We start from the raw sequence: 16,528 nt of genomic DNA on the forward strand, positions 1-16,528 counted from the left end.
TCGTATGCAGCGGCCTCAGCAGCAGCTTCCTCATAAGCGCGGTTGAAGGCAACGAACGCCTCAACGCTGGAGTTCACCAGGTGAGGAACACCGCCCTCCGGCAGACACCACAGCGAGCCGTCATCACGCCGTAGGGCGAGCGCGCTCAGCCCTGGGTCGACCGCGACCAGGGCATACCGCGCACCGTCGACCGTGCGTTCCACAAAAGGGGAGTCCTGCCACACCCCGGGGTACGGGCACCGAGCACATCCGGCCAAGAGCGAGGCGACTTCAGCATCGTTCACGCCGAGAACATAGCCCGCCCCGCCGACGCCTCACCAAACCGGTGAACCTATGCGGTCACAGCACTAGCCGTAGACGCAGGTCTCGCCGAAGGGCGTTGCCTGGCCGGCCTGGCACGCCGGATCCGGACAAGGCCGAGACCGCCCGAGCAGGGAGGAGCTGGTCGCTGACGCGAACAGTCGCGCATCACCTGTCGGCGTAGCGGATGTCGTAACCAACCACGGCGAACCAGTCGCCCTTGGCCGATCGGAACCAGCCGCCGAGCTGACCTTTGACTTGGCCCTTCTTGCCCAACCCGTCCGGAACCGTGTACATGGCGGCGTCGGGATCGCGCCCGAGGTGTCAATCTCCTGGAACCGTGGAGACGGTCTTATGCCACTTCGGTCCTGACCTGCGCTGGTGGCGCTGCTCGGGCGTATGCCGTCTGATGCTCGAACGGGATCGGGGCCAGCCCATCGTTGGCGCTGTGTCGGCGTGCGGTGTTATAGAAGTCCGCGATCCAGGTCGCGACCGTGATCCAGGTCGCGACCGTGATCCGCGCCTCGGCGCGTGTAGAGAAGTGTTGTCGGTGTACGAACTCGACCTTGAGTGTGGAGTTGAATGCCTCGGCCGCGGCCACGATGCGCACCGCACCCGCCCGAAACTCCCGGTCAAAACCGGCGTCTTGTCTCTCCAACGACCTGATCATCTCGCTTAGTTCAGGTCTCCACGCTACGAGGGAAAGCACAGCCCCATTACGTCCCGCTGACCGCATCGGTGCTGATCAACTGGGCGCGATCTCCGACACGCATTCCCATCTTCGGTTCGCCGGTGGAGTTGCATTCACACTTTAAGGTCCACCCGCTCGGGTGAATTTACCACTCATCGCTAGCAACAAAGAAGAGAAATAACCCTCCACAGCAACAGGGTACACCTGAGGGTTACACGTTTGCCGATTGTTCACACTGGGTCAGAGACCGGGACTATTCGCAACTCGATCTTGTCGGTGGTTGCTTCTACGTTCGGTCTTGATCCAACCGGCCCGACCGAAAGACCGGTCAGCACGAACGGTATAGGAGACCGCAATGACCAAACAGCAACGTCCTACGACACAGCAAGACAGGCACCCAGCGCACTTTGACACTCTATGCGAGACGATCATCATCGAGCACATGACAATCCGCGACGCCGAGGTGATACGTGAGGCGCACCGATGGTCCACTGGCCAGCGAGGCCCACTGATCGACGACCCCAACCAACTCGCCGGCTCCGACCTCACGAATTACATCACCGAGGCCCTGCGGATCGGCGCACATGCACTGTCAGTGACTGGTCAAGCCCACGAAGCCAGGGCATTCGAACACATGCTGAATGACCTCGGTGACCGAACAGCAGACTCCGCGCGCCACGCAGCGCAGACGGCCGGCCGAGCAGCCACCGATGCCGCCAACGCCGTCATCAGGGCAACCAACGACGCAAAGAAGGCGATCATGGAAGCCGACGCGCAGAGCAGGAGGGAGTTCACCACAGCCGTAACCAGGGCAAGGAGAGAGTTGAGCGCCGTGGTACGCACGATCTTCGGAGGTGAAAACCCCGAACTCCTCGAACGTCTCCAACCTGTGCTGGACAAGTTCGGCACTCACGTCCATCACCAGTTCATCGCAAGCACCCACGAGTTGTTGACGAAGGCTGCAAAGCAGTTCGATCCGACCGACCCCACGTCGCCGATGGCCAAGCACACTGCCGAACTACGCGTCCGTCAGGAGAAGCTCGCCGCGCAGTTGACCAAGAACCACATCGAGATCGCTACCAAGGTCGACGACCTCTCGACGAGGCTCAAGGTCCATGAGGCGAAGACCTTGGTGGCGAAGATTACTCCCATCAAAGGTGGCTCCTATGCGGAACAGATCCATGTACTGATGCGCGGCATCGCAGCGGGCCTCGGCGCAGAATACGCTGACACCAGCGCTATAACAGGCCATCTGCCTCGCTGCAAGAAGGGCGACGGCGTACTCACCGTCGACTCAGGGACGGTACGCGTCGTCATCGAAGCAACCGACTCTGCGCGTACTGGGTGGAGCGACTACCTTGACGAAGCCGAACGTAACCGTGATGCCAGTTGCTCCCTCGGGCTTGTCCGGACACTGGCCCAGAACGGAGACCAGACCATCCGGGGGATCGGCCTCGGACGGATCGTGATGGCCTTCGATCCAGACAACGATGATCCAGAGTTCCTGCGGACCACCATAGTGCTGCTGCGTGCAGTCGCTCTCATTGCCGCAGCACCGAAGGGAAGTCATCAAATCGCTGTGGCGGAAGAAAATATCCAGGAAGCACTTGGCCATCTCCGCGAGATCGACTCCGTCAAGAAACTGGCCGGTGTCATCCACAAAAACGCCGAGAAGATTGACAGTGGATGTGTGAACCTCAACTCCAGCATCCGCAGATTGCTCGATCAAGCGCTTGCCGCCTTGGCAGGTGCGGAGCCTATCAACGCAACTACATCCTCGGTAAATGGCTCACACAAAGGAATTAAGCAGCGGAAAGAAGGTCGTCCCATGACGGTCCCGCGCCCACGGTAAGCCCACGATGGAAGCTACCAGCAACTGACCACGTCAGTGAGTACTCCGCACTCCGCTGCGTGTCCACAATTGCCACATCCAAACCAAAAATGTAGGGGACGAGACCCACATGGTCTCGTCCCCCGCATGCGACGCGCTGATGTTCAACTACTACTTCGTGCCGCCGATCTACTCATTGACCATCGAGGAACCGGAGAACCTGGTCACGGTGATCATCATGGTGATCGTGGCCGTGCTGGTGTCGCTCGTGGTCGACAAGGCGCTTTGACGGTCCGTGGGTCGTTGCCGATCAGGGCGCTAGTCGTCGGGTGCGTGTCGACGTCGTCGGGATGCTCATGACGGCCTCGGCCGTGCCTGGCCGGTACAGGGAGGTACCGAGCCGGGACGCGAGGAATTCTGCGAACGGCGCGAACGGGACATAGGCCAGCCCGGTGAGGACGCCGATCAGGAGGTTCGTGGTCCAGTCAGTGACCGTGATGGTGATACACAGGCCGTAGAACGCCTGGAATGCGCGGGCGATCCACCAGCGCAGTTTCTCCCAGCTTGAGCGGAATACCCGATCGTGTGATGTATTTCTCGAAATCCGGTCGCTAGCATCGCCTAACATGCGAGGTAATATCGTGAGGATGCGACGGTGGAAACTTCCCGTCGTCGTCGCGGTGCTGACCCTGGTGGCCCCGCTCCTACCAGCGATACCGGCCCACGCCGTCCCGCTCCGGGACGACCACCCGTCACCCGAGTGGGTGGTGCAGAATTTCATCGCGTCCCTCGGCGCCAGCGACCAGGAACTGAACCAGACCGAGGAAATTCACTGTATCGAGGCAGGCACTGCTGACTGCGGCATGACGGCGGCCGAGGTTCAGAGATTCCAGAGCGACCTTCAGGGTACTGAGCGGGAGCTGCACGACCTGGCTGAGACAATCCCGGAAGCGCAGACGCTGCGTACGGACCGCAGCGTGCGGAACATCGCGAACGTTCTGTCCAAGATCACCCGGGCCAGCAAGAACCCGGCGGTGCAGAAACTCGGTGACAAGACCGGCCAGTTCGCCGACCTGGAAGGCCGGTTGGAGACCGGGGGCGGTGCGCTGTCGGAGAACACCGCCCTGGACTACGCCAAGGGAGTGGTCTCGCTGGCGGCGAGCTTCGTGCCACCGGTCGGCGACATACTCTCGCTGGCCGACTCCATCGCCAACGGCGACATCGAGAGCGGCATCGTCGCTGTGGTCAGCCTCACCGCCACCGCCGTCGCCCTGGCGTTTCCACCAGCTGGCGGGATCATCGCCGCCGGTCTGGCCATCTACTCGCTCGGCAAGTTGATCTGGGACTTCTTCCGGGGGCGGCCCCGGGACTGGATCCAGCAGCCTCCAGCGAACCCGCAGGAGCTCTTCGAGTCCGGCGCTGACATCAAATGGGACCAGCGTAAGATCGGCGACCAAACGGCCGACCTGGTCTTCTCCGTGGAAGGTGAGCACGTCGTCGGCAGGCAGACACTGCTCCTCGATTCGACATGGACTCCAGAGAACCACGACCGTCAACCGGTCACCTACCTCGTCACCGAATACAGGAACTCATTCCCCCCGGTGTACATATTTGGCGGCTCCAATGAGCTGCCCGACCCGCCGACTGTCACGACGACCGTCTACCAAAAGGGCCTGTTCCCGGAGCCGGAACAATGCGTTACGACGATGGAAAAGTTCGGGAACGCGGAGTGGCCGAAGGTCAAATGCTCCCCAACGCCGTTCACCATAGAGTCGGGGTCGCCCGCTGTCCTCGAATTGACGTACACCTATCCGCGCAGTAAGGACATCGTGGAAGTTTGCGGCGATCCGCCATGCGTGTTCCCAAGGGATACCTTCGACAGCGTGCTGCAAGTGTATTCCGAGAACCAGGTCCCGGTTCCCATCCTGTTGCCGTTCGTGTTCGGCGCGCAAGCTCCAGCCAACAACCCACCCCGTGGCTTGAATCAGGCGTCGAATCCATGAGGGACCAGCACGGCCGCCGACAATCCTGATTCAACCGCGGCTCAACGCCCGCAGCATCCCCAGCACCGCGTCTTGAACATGATCGGGGAGCAGGTCCGCGGACGCAGGAACCCGCGCGGCGAACCTGCTGCTGGCTACCGCGATCCCGAACTGGCTGGCGAAAGCCTGTGGGGTTTCAGAAGTCGGCCCTGTGGCTTTGACCTGCGCGTTAAGCTGCCGCAGGCTCGTACTCGTTGATCAAGTCGCCGAGGATCGGCCGGCGGCGAATCTGCGTGACGCCCTCGTGTGGAATGGGCCGGTCCGGTCGTGGCGGCACGAGTTGCACGCTCGATGAGGACGGCGTTGGTTGTAGCGAGTGACATACCCCGCCAACACGGTGCGCAGGTGAAGCTCACCAATGATCAGTAGCCGGTCAGTGACCTCGCGCTGTACCGTGCCAACAAACCTCTCCGCGTAACAGTTCGCTCTCGGACACCCTGGCGGGATCTTCACGATCTTGATGCCGGCGCAGGCGAACACGGCGTCGAATGACGCCGTGAACTGGCCGGCGCGGTCGCGGATCAGGAACCGGAAGCCGCCAGCTCGCTCGCCCAAATCCATCAGGAGATTGCGCGCCTGTTGGGTGGTCCAGGCCCCGTCGGGGTGAGTGGTGGTGCCAAGGATGCGGACGTAACGGGTAGCGACTTCGAGCACGAAGAACACGTAGACGCGCTTGAGCGTGACCGCGCAGTCGATATGGAAGAAGTCGCAAACCAGCAGTGTCGTGGCCTGAGTGCGCGGGAATCGCCGCCACGAGGTGTCCGAGTCCCGGATCGGGGCTGGCGGGATCCGCACACGCTAAGCACGCGTCGAACGCTCGACGCGGACACCCGATGACCGACCTTGAGCAGCTCGCCCTGAATCCGGAATACCCCCAACCAGTGTTCTCGCGCGCCATCCGCTCGATCAACGCGACAGTAGTGTGGTCGAACGAAGGGCGGCCTGTTCGAGTCGAGCAGGTTCACCTGCGGGCCACCAAGCGACGATGCCATCGCAGGATCGCGCCCGGCGTGACCAACCGATATCCGCGCAACAGGGCAGGCAGTCGCCGGACCAGCGCGGCCAGCAGTGCACGATCGGCCCAGTCCAGCCGTGGACGTGGATTCGTGCGACGCGACACAGCAACCTCATGCCGCAGCACCAGCAACTCCACATCCTTGGACGCCGACGAACGGCCAAGCAGGACCAGCCAACCACCGAGACGAACGAAGATCAGATACACCAGTCGCAAGCTCACGCTCCACCATCATGCCTCAGCATCGAAGCCTGGATCGCCGCACGGATCGACTTCAACGCCGCCAGGGTGTTGGTGATGCCTTTTGCGCTGATGGTTGACACCCCCACAAGGTGTCATCACCGATCGAGTAACAGCCGTGGAAGTAGGTGGCACCGTCGGTGCGGTGGTAGGTCACCCGGTCGGGCCGACCGCGTTCGGCCCGCCGATGGCGCTGATTGCCGTCGGCATCAGGCTGGTGGTGAGGAACAGGTTGATCGCCTGCAACGCCACCCCACCGACCAGGACGATCGACGTGGCGATCCGGCCAGGCCCGAGCAGTTCCCGGAACGTGCCCATGGCCTGGCCGGTGGCAGTCGTAGTCATCACCTGAAGGGTGGAATCACATGTTACCTTGGGGTCAATGGCCTCGCCGGCACCTGCGATGAGGGTCGGTCAGCTGCTGTCCTCGTCGGTTTCGTCGGCCGGGCTTGATGGGCCGGTGGCCCACTCCACGCGGTACTCCTCGACATGGGACTTCTTGAGTATCGCCTCGACACTTACCCTGACCTGCTCGCCCAGCGGTTTGTTGGCCTGGAAAACCTCGGCCGTCACTTGTCCGAGCAGCGACTGCCAGACCACGTGGAAGGGAACCCGCTCCAGGGCGGTCACCATGGCACGCTCGACTATCTTGACGGCCTCTTCCAGGTCGTCGCCTGAGTAGTCGACGAGTGCGCAGACGTTCTTCACGAAGATTCCCTGGTCTCGCGCCGTGATGTCGCTTGCGGCGGGGACATCCCTGTCGAAGCGCTCGTAGTACTTCACGGCCAGCAGGTCCAACTGTTTCAGGGCCTCTCGTTCGCCGCCGCCACCCGAGGTCTTGCCCGCCTTTCGCGGGAACGCCGTATAGGCACGTTTGTTGGCGGCCCTGATGTAGTCCTGGATGAGATCCTCAAGCAGCCGGTTCTGTTCTTCACCACTTTTGGCGCCGAAGCCCATGTAGTGGACCTTGTTCGCTTGGACGATACGGTCGGCCGTGCTGGCCAACAGGGAGCTGTTTATCACCAAGTCCAGAACGACGAGAAACGCATCCTCCCTCTTCTGGTTGACAACCTTGTGTATCACCCGACGGAGCAGTCCCTCCGCGACCGTATGATCACCTTGGCCACCGGAGACATTGGTAGGCATCCGACCGGAGAACAGCAGCTCTTCGATCACTCGATCCGAGCTACTGGGTCCCGTTTGTTTCGTCCGCACTCGCGCGATCATCATATGACCAGTCAAGCACCCTCCCCCACATTTGTCTGTCGGGCGAACAGGTGCCCGTCAACAGTTCGGCTATTGACGAAAAGCGGAATAGATCGCTACTGCATGAGCGTACCGGACCGCACGACGTGGGCGATATGTGCCAGGTCGGCAAGAACACCGATATCGACCACCGAGTCCCCGTCGGGTACAAGCAGATCGGCATACGCGCCAACGTCCGCCGTGCCGATCCCACCGGCCGTGCCCAGCGGGTCGGCGGCCGTGCCGGTGACGGCGGTGGCGACCCACGAACACCGTGGCCGCCATGACCGACCAGGACGTGCCGGTGGCCGTGAGCTTCTGGCGGCTGAACGAGAGCGCGGTGGTCGCCGCCGAGCAGGCACGTACGCACGGCGCCAAAGTCTTCGTCATCACCGACACCGCCCAGACGAAGGCCGCGATCGAGGCTCAAAGGGCTGCCGTGCACTCTCATTCAACCAGCTGGACACGGCTTTGGGAGCTCGCTTCTGCAGCTCAAGTCAGCCGTGTGCCACCGGCATCGCGCGGGAGGCACACGACGACCAACATCACGGCATCGACAACGACGACTCCTCGGAGTCAGCCTGCCCGAACTTCACGACGCGGGCGTCCTCGGTGACCACGTTCTGCTTGGACAACGCGATCATCCACCGGCCGGCACACGGCCGCAGGACCGGTCTGAATGGGACGGACTTGCTCCGGATAGGAACAACCGACGGTCACGACACTACACATTCGAACTTGACACGCACAGTTCCGGCCACCGACATACCACCTACAGAGGGGAACAGGGAAGGGATCCGTTTGTAATCCCTCATTTCGAGGATGCCCTGCGGCGTACACGGTCAGTACCGTCGCTTTTGCTGGCCCAGCCGGCGGCACCTCGCCTGTGGCACCACCTTCCCAAATCGATGATTGGTCGGTGATCAATTCAGTAGCTGGCCACCGACCAAGCACCGGCGGACTCAGTCGTTGAGGAAGTGGTCCAGTGCGTCGCGGCCGACGTGGCCACGTTCGCGGTTCTGGACGGAGTGTGCGGCACCCTTGACGGTGACGAGTGTTCCGTGGGGCGCCAGGGCTACTTCTAGGCGGGCCCATTCGATGGGGGTGGACAGGTCGTGGTCGCCGTTGAGGAGCAGGACGGGGACGTTCGGGAGTTTCTCGGCGGGGTTCGGGGTGGTGCGGCCGGTTGGCCAGGGCAGGCAGGACTGGATGAAGCCTTGGGAGATGGCGATGTTCGGGGTGTAGGGCCAGACATCGCTCTGGTTGAGGGAATTCTTGGTCACGTCGAGTAGGAATGGACGTACCGGCCGTGGGGTGGCGGAGCTGCCCCAGGGGAACCGCATGTCCGTGCACAGGGTGGCGGCGTGCAGGCCGGCGCTGAACTCTGTGACCGGGTCGCCGCCGGAGGGAAGGTTGGTCACCAGTGCGTTCAGCCGGGCCGGGTCGCCGTTGCGGGCGGTGTGCAGCGCGCCGATCAGGTCGCCGCCGCCTGGTGGCAGATCGGCTGGGTTCGGGTCGCGGTAGGTGGGATCCACGAACTCGTAGCTCACGATCATGTCGAGGATGTGCACGCCGTCCGCAGTGCTTCGGTCGCGGATGACCTGTGCCAGATCGTCGGCTGGGTCGAAACCGCAGGTGGGTGGCGCCGCGCATGCGTCTCGCAACACTGTGGCCTCGGCCCGCATTGCCGACAGGTACAGCGAATCGGCGGCGGTGAAGTGGTGCGGGACCACTGAGTCGAGCACGACCGAGCGCACGTTGTGGGGATGTGCGATGGCGTATCGTTCGGCCACGAACGAGCCGTAGGACGTTCCGTCCACTGTGATCTTGTCGGCGCCGAGCGCCTGGCGGAGCATGTCCAGGTCCGCGACCGTCTGATCGGTGCCGTAGAGGCCGGCTTTGTCGCCGAGGACGCCGGCGCATTCGCCGACCGCGTCCGGAGTGGGTGTGACAATGTCCGAGCTGCCCATCTGGGCTTGGAGTTTCGGGCAGGTGATCGCGCCGAACTCGCCGGTGCCGCGCTGGTCGATCATGGCGAACCGGTAGTTCTTGGCGATCTCCGGCAGACGGTCGTGGGTGATGTGGGTGATGAATGGCGCGCCCGGCTGGCCGGGGCCGCCGGAAAGGAAGAACAGCACACCCTTGCGCGCGTCGGTGTTGTCGGCCACCGCGACCTGCAGCTTCAACGATCCCGGCCGAGTGCCCCGATGGTCGAGCGGCACGGTCAACGTCGAACAGGTGAAACCAGGCTGGCCCGCGCACGGATGGGAGTCAGTCAGTCCAGGACGTGTCCCCCGCGGTGCGGCGACCGCGGTGGCGCCACCACACAGGCCCACGATCGTTGCCACGGCGAGGGTTCTCAGTAAGGGGGTGCGAATACGTCCTTTATGGCCGTTCATGTCAACTCCTTCATGGGCAGAACTCTGATGTGGCGTGCGGGTCTGGAAGGCCGCCACGCCGTCGCGATGTCCTCCAACGCGGCCGACAGCACAGCGATGCCGTGCAGGTACTCCGCGATCACGATGTGCTCGTCGTCGGCATGGTCGAGAGTGCTGTCGCCAGGCCCGTAGGCCGCCATGGGCACGTCCCAGACCTCCGCGAGAGTGTTCATGTCCGACGTCGCGGTCTTGACCTTCATGGTCGGTTCGCCGTCCTGGGCACGGATCGCGGCGGTCAACGCGCGCACCACCGGATCCGACCGGCCCGACCGGCAGGCTGCGACCGCGTTCACCACAGCCAATTCTCCCTTGGTGACACGGTCGCCGAGCCGTGCGAGGAAGGCGTCGGTGCTGAAGCCGACGGGGGTGCGGATGCTGAACTCGGCTTCGGCGACAGTGGTGTCCCCCGTGATCGAACAGAGCGTGGCGCCGGGACGGTCGAAGGCGCCGTGGCCCGCGTCCGGACCTAGTTCGTCCAGCAGTGCCGTCCAGGCCGCCACCGCCGACTCGGACGCCTTCTCCACCGGGTTGCTCGGATGCGTCGGCGGGCAGGTCACCCGGTAGCTCAGGTCCAGCTTTCCCTTGTAGCCCAGCACGACCGACGACCAGCCGCTGGGTTCGCCGACGATCACGGCGTCCGGTCGCGCATGGGTGGCCCGGATCTCCATCGCGCCTCGGGACTTCGGGGTCTCCTCCTCGACCGCGCCGACCACGACGATCCGCCCGCGGAACCGGCTCGTTCCCAGGGCGGCACAGATCATGGCCGCCAGCGACCCTTTCGCGTCGACCGCGCCACGGCCGTAGAGACGCCCGTCCCGGGAAAACACCGGCAGGTCTCCGGGCACGGTGTCCAGGTGGCTGATCAGCATCACCGTGGGTCCGTCGCCGTTCTCGACGCTCGCGACCAGATTGCCCACGCGGTCGATGTGCGCGGCCATCCCCAGCTTCCGCACGACATCCACCAGGTACGCGGCAAGTTCGGCCTCGTGGTACGACGGGGACGGGATCTCAAGCGCACCGCGCAACAGACCGACCGCCGTGGTCTCGTCCACCGGTCCTCGTGTCATCGAGCCGCCTCCACCCGCTGCTGGGAGATCCTGATCTCGGTCGCGGCGCCGGACAATGCCGCCTGAACTGGTCGCGGCACGCGCCCGTCTCCGACCACGACATTCGGCACGCCACCCAGCAACGCCTCGCGGGCAGCGACGAGCTTGGTGCCCATACCGCCGCCGGTGATCGGTGGCGAACCGGTCTCGGGCACCTCGCATACCGTCAGCACCGAGTCCTCGTCGGCGCTGTCCGCGAGTACTCCGGGCGCCCCGGTGAGCAGCACCAGAGCCGCCGCGTCCAAGGCGGCGGCGATCGCGGCCGCGGCCCGGTCGGCGTCGACGTTGACCGGTGCGTTGTCCTCGGCCAACGCGGGCGGCGACACGACGGGCACGATCCCGGTCGCCAGCAACGTCGTCAGCACATCCGTGCTGACCGAAGCAATGCGTCCACTGTGGTCATCACGGATGATGGTCAGCCGGCCGTCGATCACCGCGCGATGAGCCGTCTTCCGGCGGGCGCGCAACAAGCCCGCGTCCAGACCGGTCAGGCCGACCGCGCGCACACCCGCTGCGGCCAGCTTGACTACCAGCCGCGGTTTGACCGCGCCGGCCAAGGCGAGCTGCACCACTTCGAGCATCGCGGCGTCGGTGTGCCGAGTGCTGACCCCGTCCGGTGCGACCAAGCGCGTGCTCGGCACCCGCAGTCGCGTCGCGAGCGCATCGATATCGGCCGACCCGCCATGGACCAGCACCACCGGTACGCCCGTGCCGGCTAGCGCGGCAACGTCCGAGCACACGTACTGCAGGTCGACCGCGGCATTTCCGCCGCACTTGACCACGACCACCCTGCGCATACCGGATCCTCCTCAGACGGGGTGCAGGCCGGGGAATTCCAGGCCGAGCCGCTCCGGCCAGCCCTGCCGGACGTTCATGGCCTGCACCGCACCGCCGGCTCCGCCTTTGACCAGGTTGTCCAACGCGCCGACGAGCAGCGCACGCGACCCGTCGACGGCGAACCCGACATCGCAGAAGTTCGAGCCGACCAGGATCTTCGGCTCCGGAAGGCGATAGTGCCCACGGCGTTGCGCCACCACCCGGACGAACGGTTCGTCCGTGTAATGCCGCTGATAGCAGGCTCGGACCGCACGCTCGTCGACGCCGTCGGCCAGACGTACCCGACACAACACCTGTACGCCGCGCACCGCGTCGATCCCAGTGGCGGTCATCCGGACAGGCATGCCCGTAGCCTGGCTGATCTCCGCCTCATGCCGATGGCCGTACGGCGCGTACACCCGCAGTACGCCACTGCGTTCGGCGTGCAGATTCCCTTGCACCGCGGACGTTCCGGACCCGCTGGAGCCGGTTCGCGCGTCTACCGAGACCTCGCCGGTGATCAGCCCGTCGACGGCAAGCGGCCACACGGCGAGGATCGCTGCGGTCGCCATGCAGCCCGGCACACTGATCCGGTCGGCGCCGCGCAACTCCTCCCGGTGGCTCTCCGGAAGACCACGGACGAACGTGCCGAGCTGGTCGGGAGCCGAGTGCGGCACGCCATAGTAGCGCTCGAACACCTCGGGGTCGGCCAGCCGGAAGTCGCCGGTGAGGTCGACCAGCAGCTTGGCCAGCTGCGCGTAGTGCGCCAGCCGACCCATGCTTTCCTTGTGCGGCACGGCAAGGAAGAGCACATCGTACTGGTCGAGTCGCTCGGGCGGGATGAACACGAGGTCCGTGAGCGACCGCAGGTTCGGGTGCACGCCGTCGACACGCTTGCCCGCCAGCCGGGTCGAGGTGGCCGCGGCCACCTCGACCTCGGGATGGCCGAGCAGCAGCCGCAGCAGCTCGCCGCCGATGTAGCCGGACGCGCCGACGATCGCCGCCCGGCTCATCCGTCCGCCCTGGCCAGCAGGTAGTCGACCAGCTGCCCGGCCACGTCGACCCGGTCGCCCAGGGCGTGTTGCAGGCCGCTGAACTCCAGGCCGTGGTTGACCTCCAGGATGAGCAGGCCGCCGTCGGTGTCCTCGATCACGTCGACACCGGCGATGTCCGCCTGGACAGCGCCCGCCGCCGCGACCGCGAGCTTGCTCAACTCCGCGGTGAGTTCGCAGTACTCCGTGGCCGCGCCTCGGGAGACGTTGGTACGCCAGTGGTCCGCGCGGCGGTAGCCGGCGCCGACGGCCTCCCCGCCGAGCACCGCGACACGGATGTCCCGGCCGGGCTTGGCCACCATCTTCTGCGCGTATACCACGTGTGACTGAGGTCCGGGCAGGGCGGCAACGTACTCCAGCACCGTCTCCGCGACCGCTCGGTCGGGCACCGCTGACACGAGCCGGCCCCACGAGCCGACGAGCGGTTTGACCACCGCGGGGTAACCGATCTCGTCCAACGCGTCGAGCGCCGACTCCGGAGTGAGGGCGAGTGCTGTCGGTGGTACGGGCAGACCAGCCTCGGTGAGGGCCAACGTGGTGCGCCACTTGTCGCCGCACAGTTCAGTTGCCGCGGCGGTGTTGACCACTGCCATTCCGTGCGCTTCCAGCGTTCGAGCGGCGTAGAGGGCACGGGTGAACGAGATCTCGCGGTTGAGCACAAGCGTGCCGGTGTTGTCCGTGCGGTCCGGGAATCCCCAGAACCTCCGCGGGTCCACGTGCGTGAACCGAACGCCACGCCGTTCCAACGTCTCGAAGATCCGCAGTTCGTCGGCTCGCAGCCGGGATGCCAGCACGATCAGCCTGGTCATGCCGCCGCCAGCCGTGCGACGACGTCGAGATGGGCCCAGACCTTCTCGAACCCGTCCGCGTAGCGGGCGAGTGCGCTGCCCGCGGCCGGGTTGAGGTGCCGTTTCTGGATCGTGAGCGAGTCGTCGAGGATCCGGCGCGTGACGGGGATGTCGGCGTCGGGCATCGGCGTTCCCGCCGCCCACGGATATCCCTTGCCGAAGCCGACCCGGTCGGTGAACACCCGCTGGTCTGGCAGCGGCATCAACTGGTAGCGCGAGACCGGAACGCCTTCCGCGCGTAGCAACCGGTGCAACGCCCGACGGAATGCCTCGGGCGTGAGGCCGGGCAGTCCGGCGGCGTCCGGGTCGAAGCGGAACCGGAGGATGTGCCAGGCATGCGTGCTGCCATCGGCCACCGTCGGCACCGTCAGGCCCGGCAATTCCGACAGGCGATCCAGGAATGTGGTCACGTTGCGCTCGCGGGCGGCCTGATAGCCGTCGAACCGGTCGAGTTGGGACGTGGTGAACGCGGCCTGCACGGAACTCAGCTTGTGGTTCCAGCCCAGGCGGTAGGAGATGTAGTCGCGGTCGCGACCGGGTTCGATGACCTCGCCGAACTCCCGTGCCATCCGGGCCTTGCCGGCCAGGTCCGCGTCGTCGGTGGTGAGAAGTCCGCCTTCGCCGCAGGTCGGCAGGTTCTTCGTGACCTGCAGGCTGAACGCGCCCATGGCGCCGATCCCGCCGACTGGCCGGCCGTGGTATGTCGCGCCGTGTGCCTGCGCGGCGTCCTCCAGGACGGCCAAGCCGTGGCGATGGGCGATGTCGAGCAACGGGTCCATGTCGGCGGGGTGTCCGTGCAGGTGCACCGGGAGGATCGCGGTGGTGGCCGGTGTGATCGCCGCGGCCACGGCCGCCGGATCGAGGGTGAAGGTGACCGGGTCGACGTCGGCGAACACCGGGATCGCCATCTGGTGCACCGGGGCGAGTCCGCTGGCGATGAAGCTCAACGCCGGCACGATCACCTCGTCGCCAGGGCCGATTCCCATCGCGGCCAGGGCGACGGTGAGTGCTGTGGTGCCGTTGGAGGTGCCGACGCAGTACGCGGTCGCGCAGCGCTCCGCCCAGCGCTTCTCCAGGACCGTGACCGGGCTCTCGCCATCCACGTTGGACACCAACGGTCCGCCGTCGAGTGTTTGGAGCACAGCTGCTCTGTCCTCGTCGGTGATCACCGGCCAGACGAGTGTGCGCAGTGGCCGCGGCACAGCCGGTTCACCGCCGAAGGCCGCGAGCGTGTCCTTCGACTTGGTCGGGGCGCTCACAGCGCACTCCGGGCTTCGGCGAGGCCGTCCACTGCGGACTCATAGGCCTGGCGGAGCGCGTTGGCGTGCCTGGCGAGTTCCTTCGCCGCGGCTTCCGGCTCCGGATGGCCATGGGCCGCACAGACACGCAGTCCGGTCCACTTGTGCGCCACGGTCTCCACCAAGCGACCGGCCTCACGTACCGCGGGAACGTCCTCCCGCAAGCCCCAGGTGCGCAGCAGTTCGCCGTGCAGCCCGGACTGGGCCTGCATCCCCCAGCCGAACGGATAGACGTCCCGGACCGTGGCCGAATCGGCGGTCTCGGCGGCCTTGAGCACCTCGTCCAAGAACTCCCCCAGGCCGGCCAGTCCGGTGCGGTCACCGTGGCTCGGCCCATGGAACAGTTCGAGGCTGTGGTCGAGTGCCTTGGCCAGCAGGGCGCGGTCCAGCGTGGGGAATTCCGCGCCGACGTCGACTGTGAGGTAGCGCCGGTCGATGCGTGAGTCGCTGAAGAACGCGTCCTGCACGTCGGTCGGGTTGGCGGAGCTCCACGAACGCAGGAAGTCGGCGACCGGGATGGGACCGGCGAAGTCGGGCGGCATCGCGTCGGACACGTGCACGTTGTGCTCGTCGATGCCGTACACCACGAGCAGGTGCGCGGCGTGGACGTCGCCGAACGCCGGCCGGAAGGGCAGGTGGAAGTTGTCCACGGCGGCGATCACCAACCGGCCACGGGATAGTTCGTCGGCGAGCGCGTCGAGTGGCCGGTCGAGTTCGTCGGCCTGGTGCCAGGCCGAACTGACCGGGTGGTGCGGTGCGAGGCTGGCGGCGAGGTCGCCGGGTGTCGCGCAGGGGTAGTAGAACTCCTCTGACCGGACGTCACCCGGCTTGTGCCGGAACTCCCAGTGCAGGCCGAGGACGTCAAGCGGATCGTGTCCTGCGTGCCGCAGGACCGAGCCGAACGTGGCCTGCAGGCAGCTGATCACGTCGCGGCACCACAGCTCCACCACGGGCAGGGCGGACGGACTGGCTGTCATGTCGACTCCTGTAGCGTCAGCGCGAAGATGTGCAGCGCACGGTTGTTCGGCAGTCGCAGGCCGGTGAGCGTCGCGTCGCGGGTGACCGGGACACGTTGGCTCCACAGCATCGCCTCCACCCGGGGCTGCACGTGGTGCGGGTAGTGCATCACCGGCGTGCGGTAGGCGAGGGTCTCGCCGAAGCACGCGGGCGCCGCCCAGAAGTCGGACACCCGGATGGCTTCGAAGTCCACCTGGCCGTCCGCGAAGTGCAGGGCCACGGTGTCCTCCACGCGCCGCTCGGCCGAGGCCAGCAGCCGGATCCAGTCGAAATGGCCGGGCGGCAGCGTGACGAACTGCCCCGCGCAGCGCGCGTTGTCGCCCGCCGAGGTGGCCGGCGGGAAGTCGAAGGGCACGCCGCCGACGGTGACCCGCTCGCCAGGCCGCGGCAGGTGCTCGGCGGGAAACGAGTTGCGCCAGACGTTGAACCGGCCGTCGCCCTTGTCATCCACAGTGGACATCGAGCGGTTGTTCCAGTGCTCGGTGATTTCCACCGGCCGGAACGTGTTCGCTGTCGTTGAAACGCTCACGCGGCCAACGCTAGGCGCCGGCTCACAGTGCCACATCCACTCACCATTGAGCGGACGTCA

19 protein-coding genes are annotated in these 16,528 nt (G+C 65.6%); 3 read left to right on the forward strand and 16 right to left on the reverse strand.

Annotated features, from left to right (window positions below; translation table 11 throughout):
* The 3 genes from EV192_RS54915 to EV192_RS30355 form a co-directional block, all read right to left on the reverse strand.
* Nucleotides 1-284: hypothetical protein (locus tag EV192_RS54915; RefSeq protein WP_424923400.1), on the reverse strand; the 284-nt coding region annotated here is incomplete at its 3' end.
* A gap of 184 nt (nucleotides 285-468) precedes the next feature.
* On the reverse strand, nucleotides 469-597 hold the full coding sequence (locus EV192_RS56895) for a hypothetical protein (RefSeq protein WP_279494505.1): 129 nt from the start codon (nucleotides 595-597) through the stop codon (nucleotides 469-471).
* Between the two features lie 55 nt (nucleotides 598-652).
* Entirely contained in the window at nucleotides 653-958 is a 306-nt protein-coding gene (locus EV192_RS30355) for an integrase core domain-containing protein (RefSeq protein WP_165960678.1), read from the reverse strand.
* Between the two features lie 388 nt (nucleotides 959-1,346).
* Between EV192_RS30355 and EV192_RS30360 the strand changes: the two genes are divergently transcribed.
* Both EV192_RS30360 and EV192_RS30365 read left to right on the forward strand, forming a co-directional pair.
* On the forward strand, nucleotides 1,347-2,843 hold the full coding sequence (locus EV192_RS30360; protein WP_207926291.1) for a Fis family transcriptional regulator: 1,497 nt from the start codon (nucleotides 1,347-1,349) through the stop codon (nucleotides 2,841-2,843).
* A 109-nt stretch (nucleotides 2,844-2,952) separates the two neighbouring features.
* Nucleotides 2,953-3,111, forward strand: a complete 159-nt coding sequence (locus tag EV192_RS30365) for a DUF4118 domain-containing protein (RefSeq protein ID WP_132121564.1) — start codon at nucleotides 2,953-2,955, stop codon at nucleotides 3,109-3,111.
* Nucleotides 3,112-3,132: 21 nt separating this feature from the next.
* Here the strand turns inward: EV192_RS30365 and EV192_RS30370 are convergent, their stop codons facing one another.
* Nucleotides 3,133-3,450 (reverse strand): hypothetical protein, encoded by a 318-nt coding sequence (locus EV192_RS30370; RefSeq protein ID WP_132121566.1) that lies wholly within the window; start codon nucleotides 3,448-3,450, stop codon nucleotides 3,133-3,135.
* Between the two features lie 19 nt (nucleotides 3,451-3,469).
* Here EV192_RS30370 and EV192_RS30375 point away from each other — a divergent pair, with 19 nt between their 5' ends.
* Complete coding sequence (locus tag EV192_RS30375) at nucleotides 3,470-4,825, forward strand: hypothetical protein (protein ID WP_132121568.1); 1,356 nt, start codon at nucleotides 3,470-3,472, stop codon at nucleotides 4,823-4,825.
* Nucleotides 4,826-5,062: 237 nt separating this feature from the next.
* Here the strand turns inward: EV192_RS30375 and EV192_RS54120 are convergent, their stop codons facing one another.
* From EV192_RS54120 to EV192_RS30435, 12 genes are all read right to left on the reverse strand, one after another.
* Nucleotides 5,063-5,527, reverse strand: coding sequence for a transposase (locus EV192_RS54120; RefSeq protein WP_243727171.1), 465 nt, complete (start codon nucleotides 5,525-5,527; stop codon nucleotides 5,063-5,065).
* A gap of 298 nt (nucleotides 5,528-5,825) precedes the next feature.
* Complete coding sequence (locus tag EV192_RS54125; RefSeq protein ID WP_243727172.1) at nucleotides 5,826-6,101, reverse strand: integrase; 276 nt, start codon at nucleotides 6,099-6,101, stop codon at nucleotides 5,826-5,828.
* A gap of 171 nt (nucleotides 6,102-6,272) precedes the next feature.
* Entirely contained in the window at nucleotides 6,273-6,464 is a 192-nt protein-coding gene (locus tag EV192_RS30390; RefSeq protein WP_132121570.1) for a hypothetical protein, read from the reverse strand.
* A gap of 69 nt (nucleotides 6,465-6,533) precedes the next feature.
* Nucleotides 6,534-7,295, reverse strand: a complete 762-nt coding sequence (locus tag EV192_RS30395; protein WP_132121572.1) for a hypothetical protein — start codon at nucleotides 7,293-7,295, stop codon at nucleotides 6,534-6,536.
* A 1,031-nt stretch (nucleotides 7,296-8,326) separates the two neighbouring features.
* Nucleotides 8,327-9,763, reverse strand: coding sequence for an alpha/beta fold hydrolase (locus EV192_RS30400; RefSeq protein ID WP_132121574.1), 1,437 nt, complete (start codon nucleotides 9,761-9,763; stop codon nucleotides 8,327-8,329).
* The gene (locus EV192_RS30405; protein ID WP_132121576.1) at nucleotides 9,760-10,869 is read right to left on the reverse strand and encodes a M20/M25/M40 family metallo-hydrolase; all 1,110 of its coding nucleotides are present in this window, start codon (nucleotides 10,867-10,869) and stop codon (nucleotides 9,760-9,762) included. Before EV192_RS30405 ends, EV192_RS30400 begins: the two co-directional genes overlap by 4 nt.
* Nucleotides 10,866-11,705, reverse strand: coding sequence for a [LysW]-aminoadipate kinase (locus tag EV192_RS30410; protein WP_132121578.1), 840 nt, complete (start codon nucleotides 11,703-11,705; stop codon nucleotides 10,866-10,868). The genes EV192_RS30405 and EV192_RS30410 overlap by 4 nt, the downstream gene beginning before the upstream one ends.
* A 12-nt stretch (nucleotides 11,706-11,717) precedes the next feature.
* A complete protein-coding gene (argC, locus tag EV192_RS30415) occupies nucleotides 11,718-12,737 on the reverse strand; it encodes an N-acetyl-gamma-glutamyl-phosphate reductase (RefSeq protein ID WP_132121580.1) in 1,020 nt (339 codons plus the stop codon).
* Complete coding sequence (locus tag EV192_RS30420) at nucleotides 12,734-13,585, reverse strand: RimK family alpha-L-glutamate ligase (protein WP_132121582.1); 852 nt, start codon at nucleotides 13,583-13,585, stop codon at nucleotides 12,734-12,736. Before EV192_RS30420 ends, argC begins: the two co-directional genes overlap by 4 nt.
* Nucleotides 13,582-14,883: a DegT/DnrJ/EryC1/StrS family aminotransferase gene (locus EV192_RS30425; RefSeq protein WP_132121584.1), complete on the reverse strand. Its 1,302-nt coding sequence runs from the start codon at nucleotides 14,881-14,883 to the stop codon at nucleotides 13,582-13,584. The genes EV192_RS30420 and EV192_RS30425 overlap by 4 nt, the downstream gene beginning before the upstream one ends.
* Complete coding sequence (locus EV192_RS30430) at nucleotides 14,880-15,899, reverse strand: BtrH N-terminal domain-containing protein (RefSeq protein WP_132121586.1); 1,020 nt, start codon at nucleotides 15,897-15,899, stop codon at nucleotides 14,880-14,882. The genes EV192_RS30425 and EV192_RS30430 overlap by 4 nt, the downstream gene beginning before the upstream one ends.
* Nucleotides 15,896-16,468 (reverse strand): hypothetical protein, encoded by a 573-nt coding sequence (locus tag EV192_RS30435; protein ID WP_132121587.1) that lies wholly within the window; start codon nucleotides 16,466-16,468, stop codon nucleotides 15,896-15,898. The genes EV192_RS30430 and EV192_RS30435 overlap by 4 nt, the downstream gene beginning before the upstream one ends.
* Nucleotides 16,469-16,528 lie beyond the last annotated feature (60 nt).

This window comes from Actinocrispum wychmicini (genome assembly GCF_004345645.1).
GTDB lineage: Bacteria > Actinomycetota > Actinomycetes > Mycobacteriales > Pseudonocardiaceae > Kibdelosporangium > Kibdelosporangium wychmicini.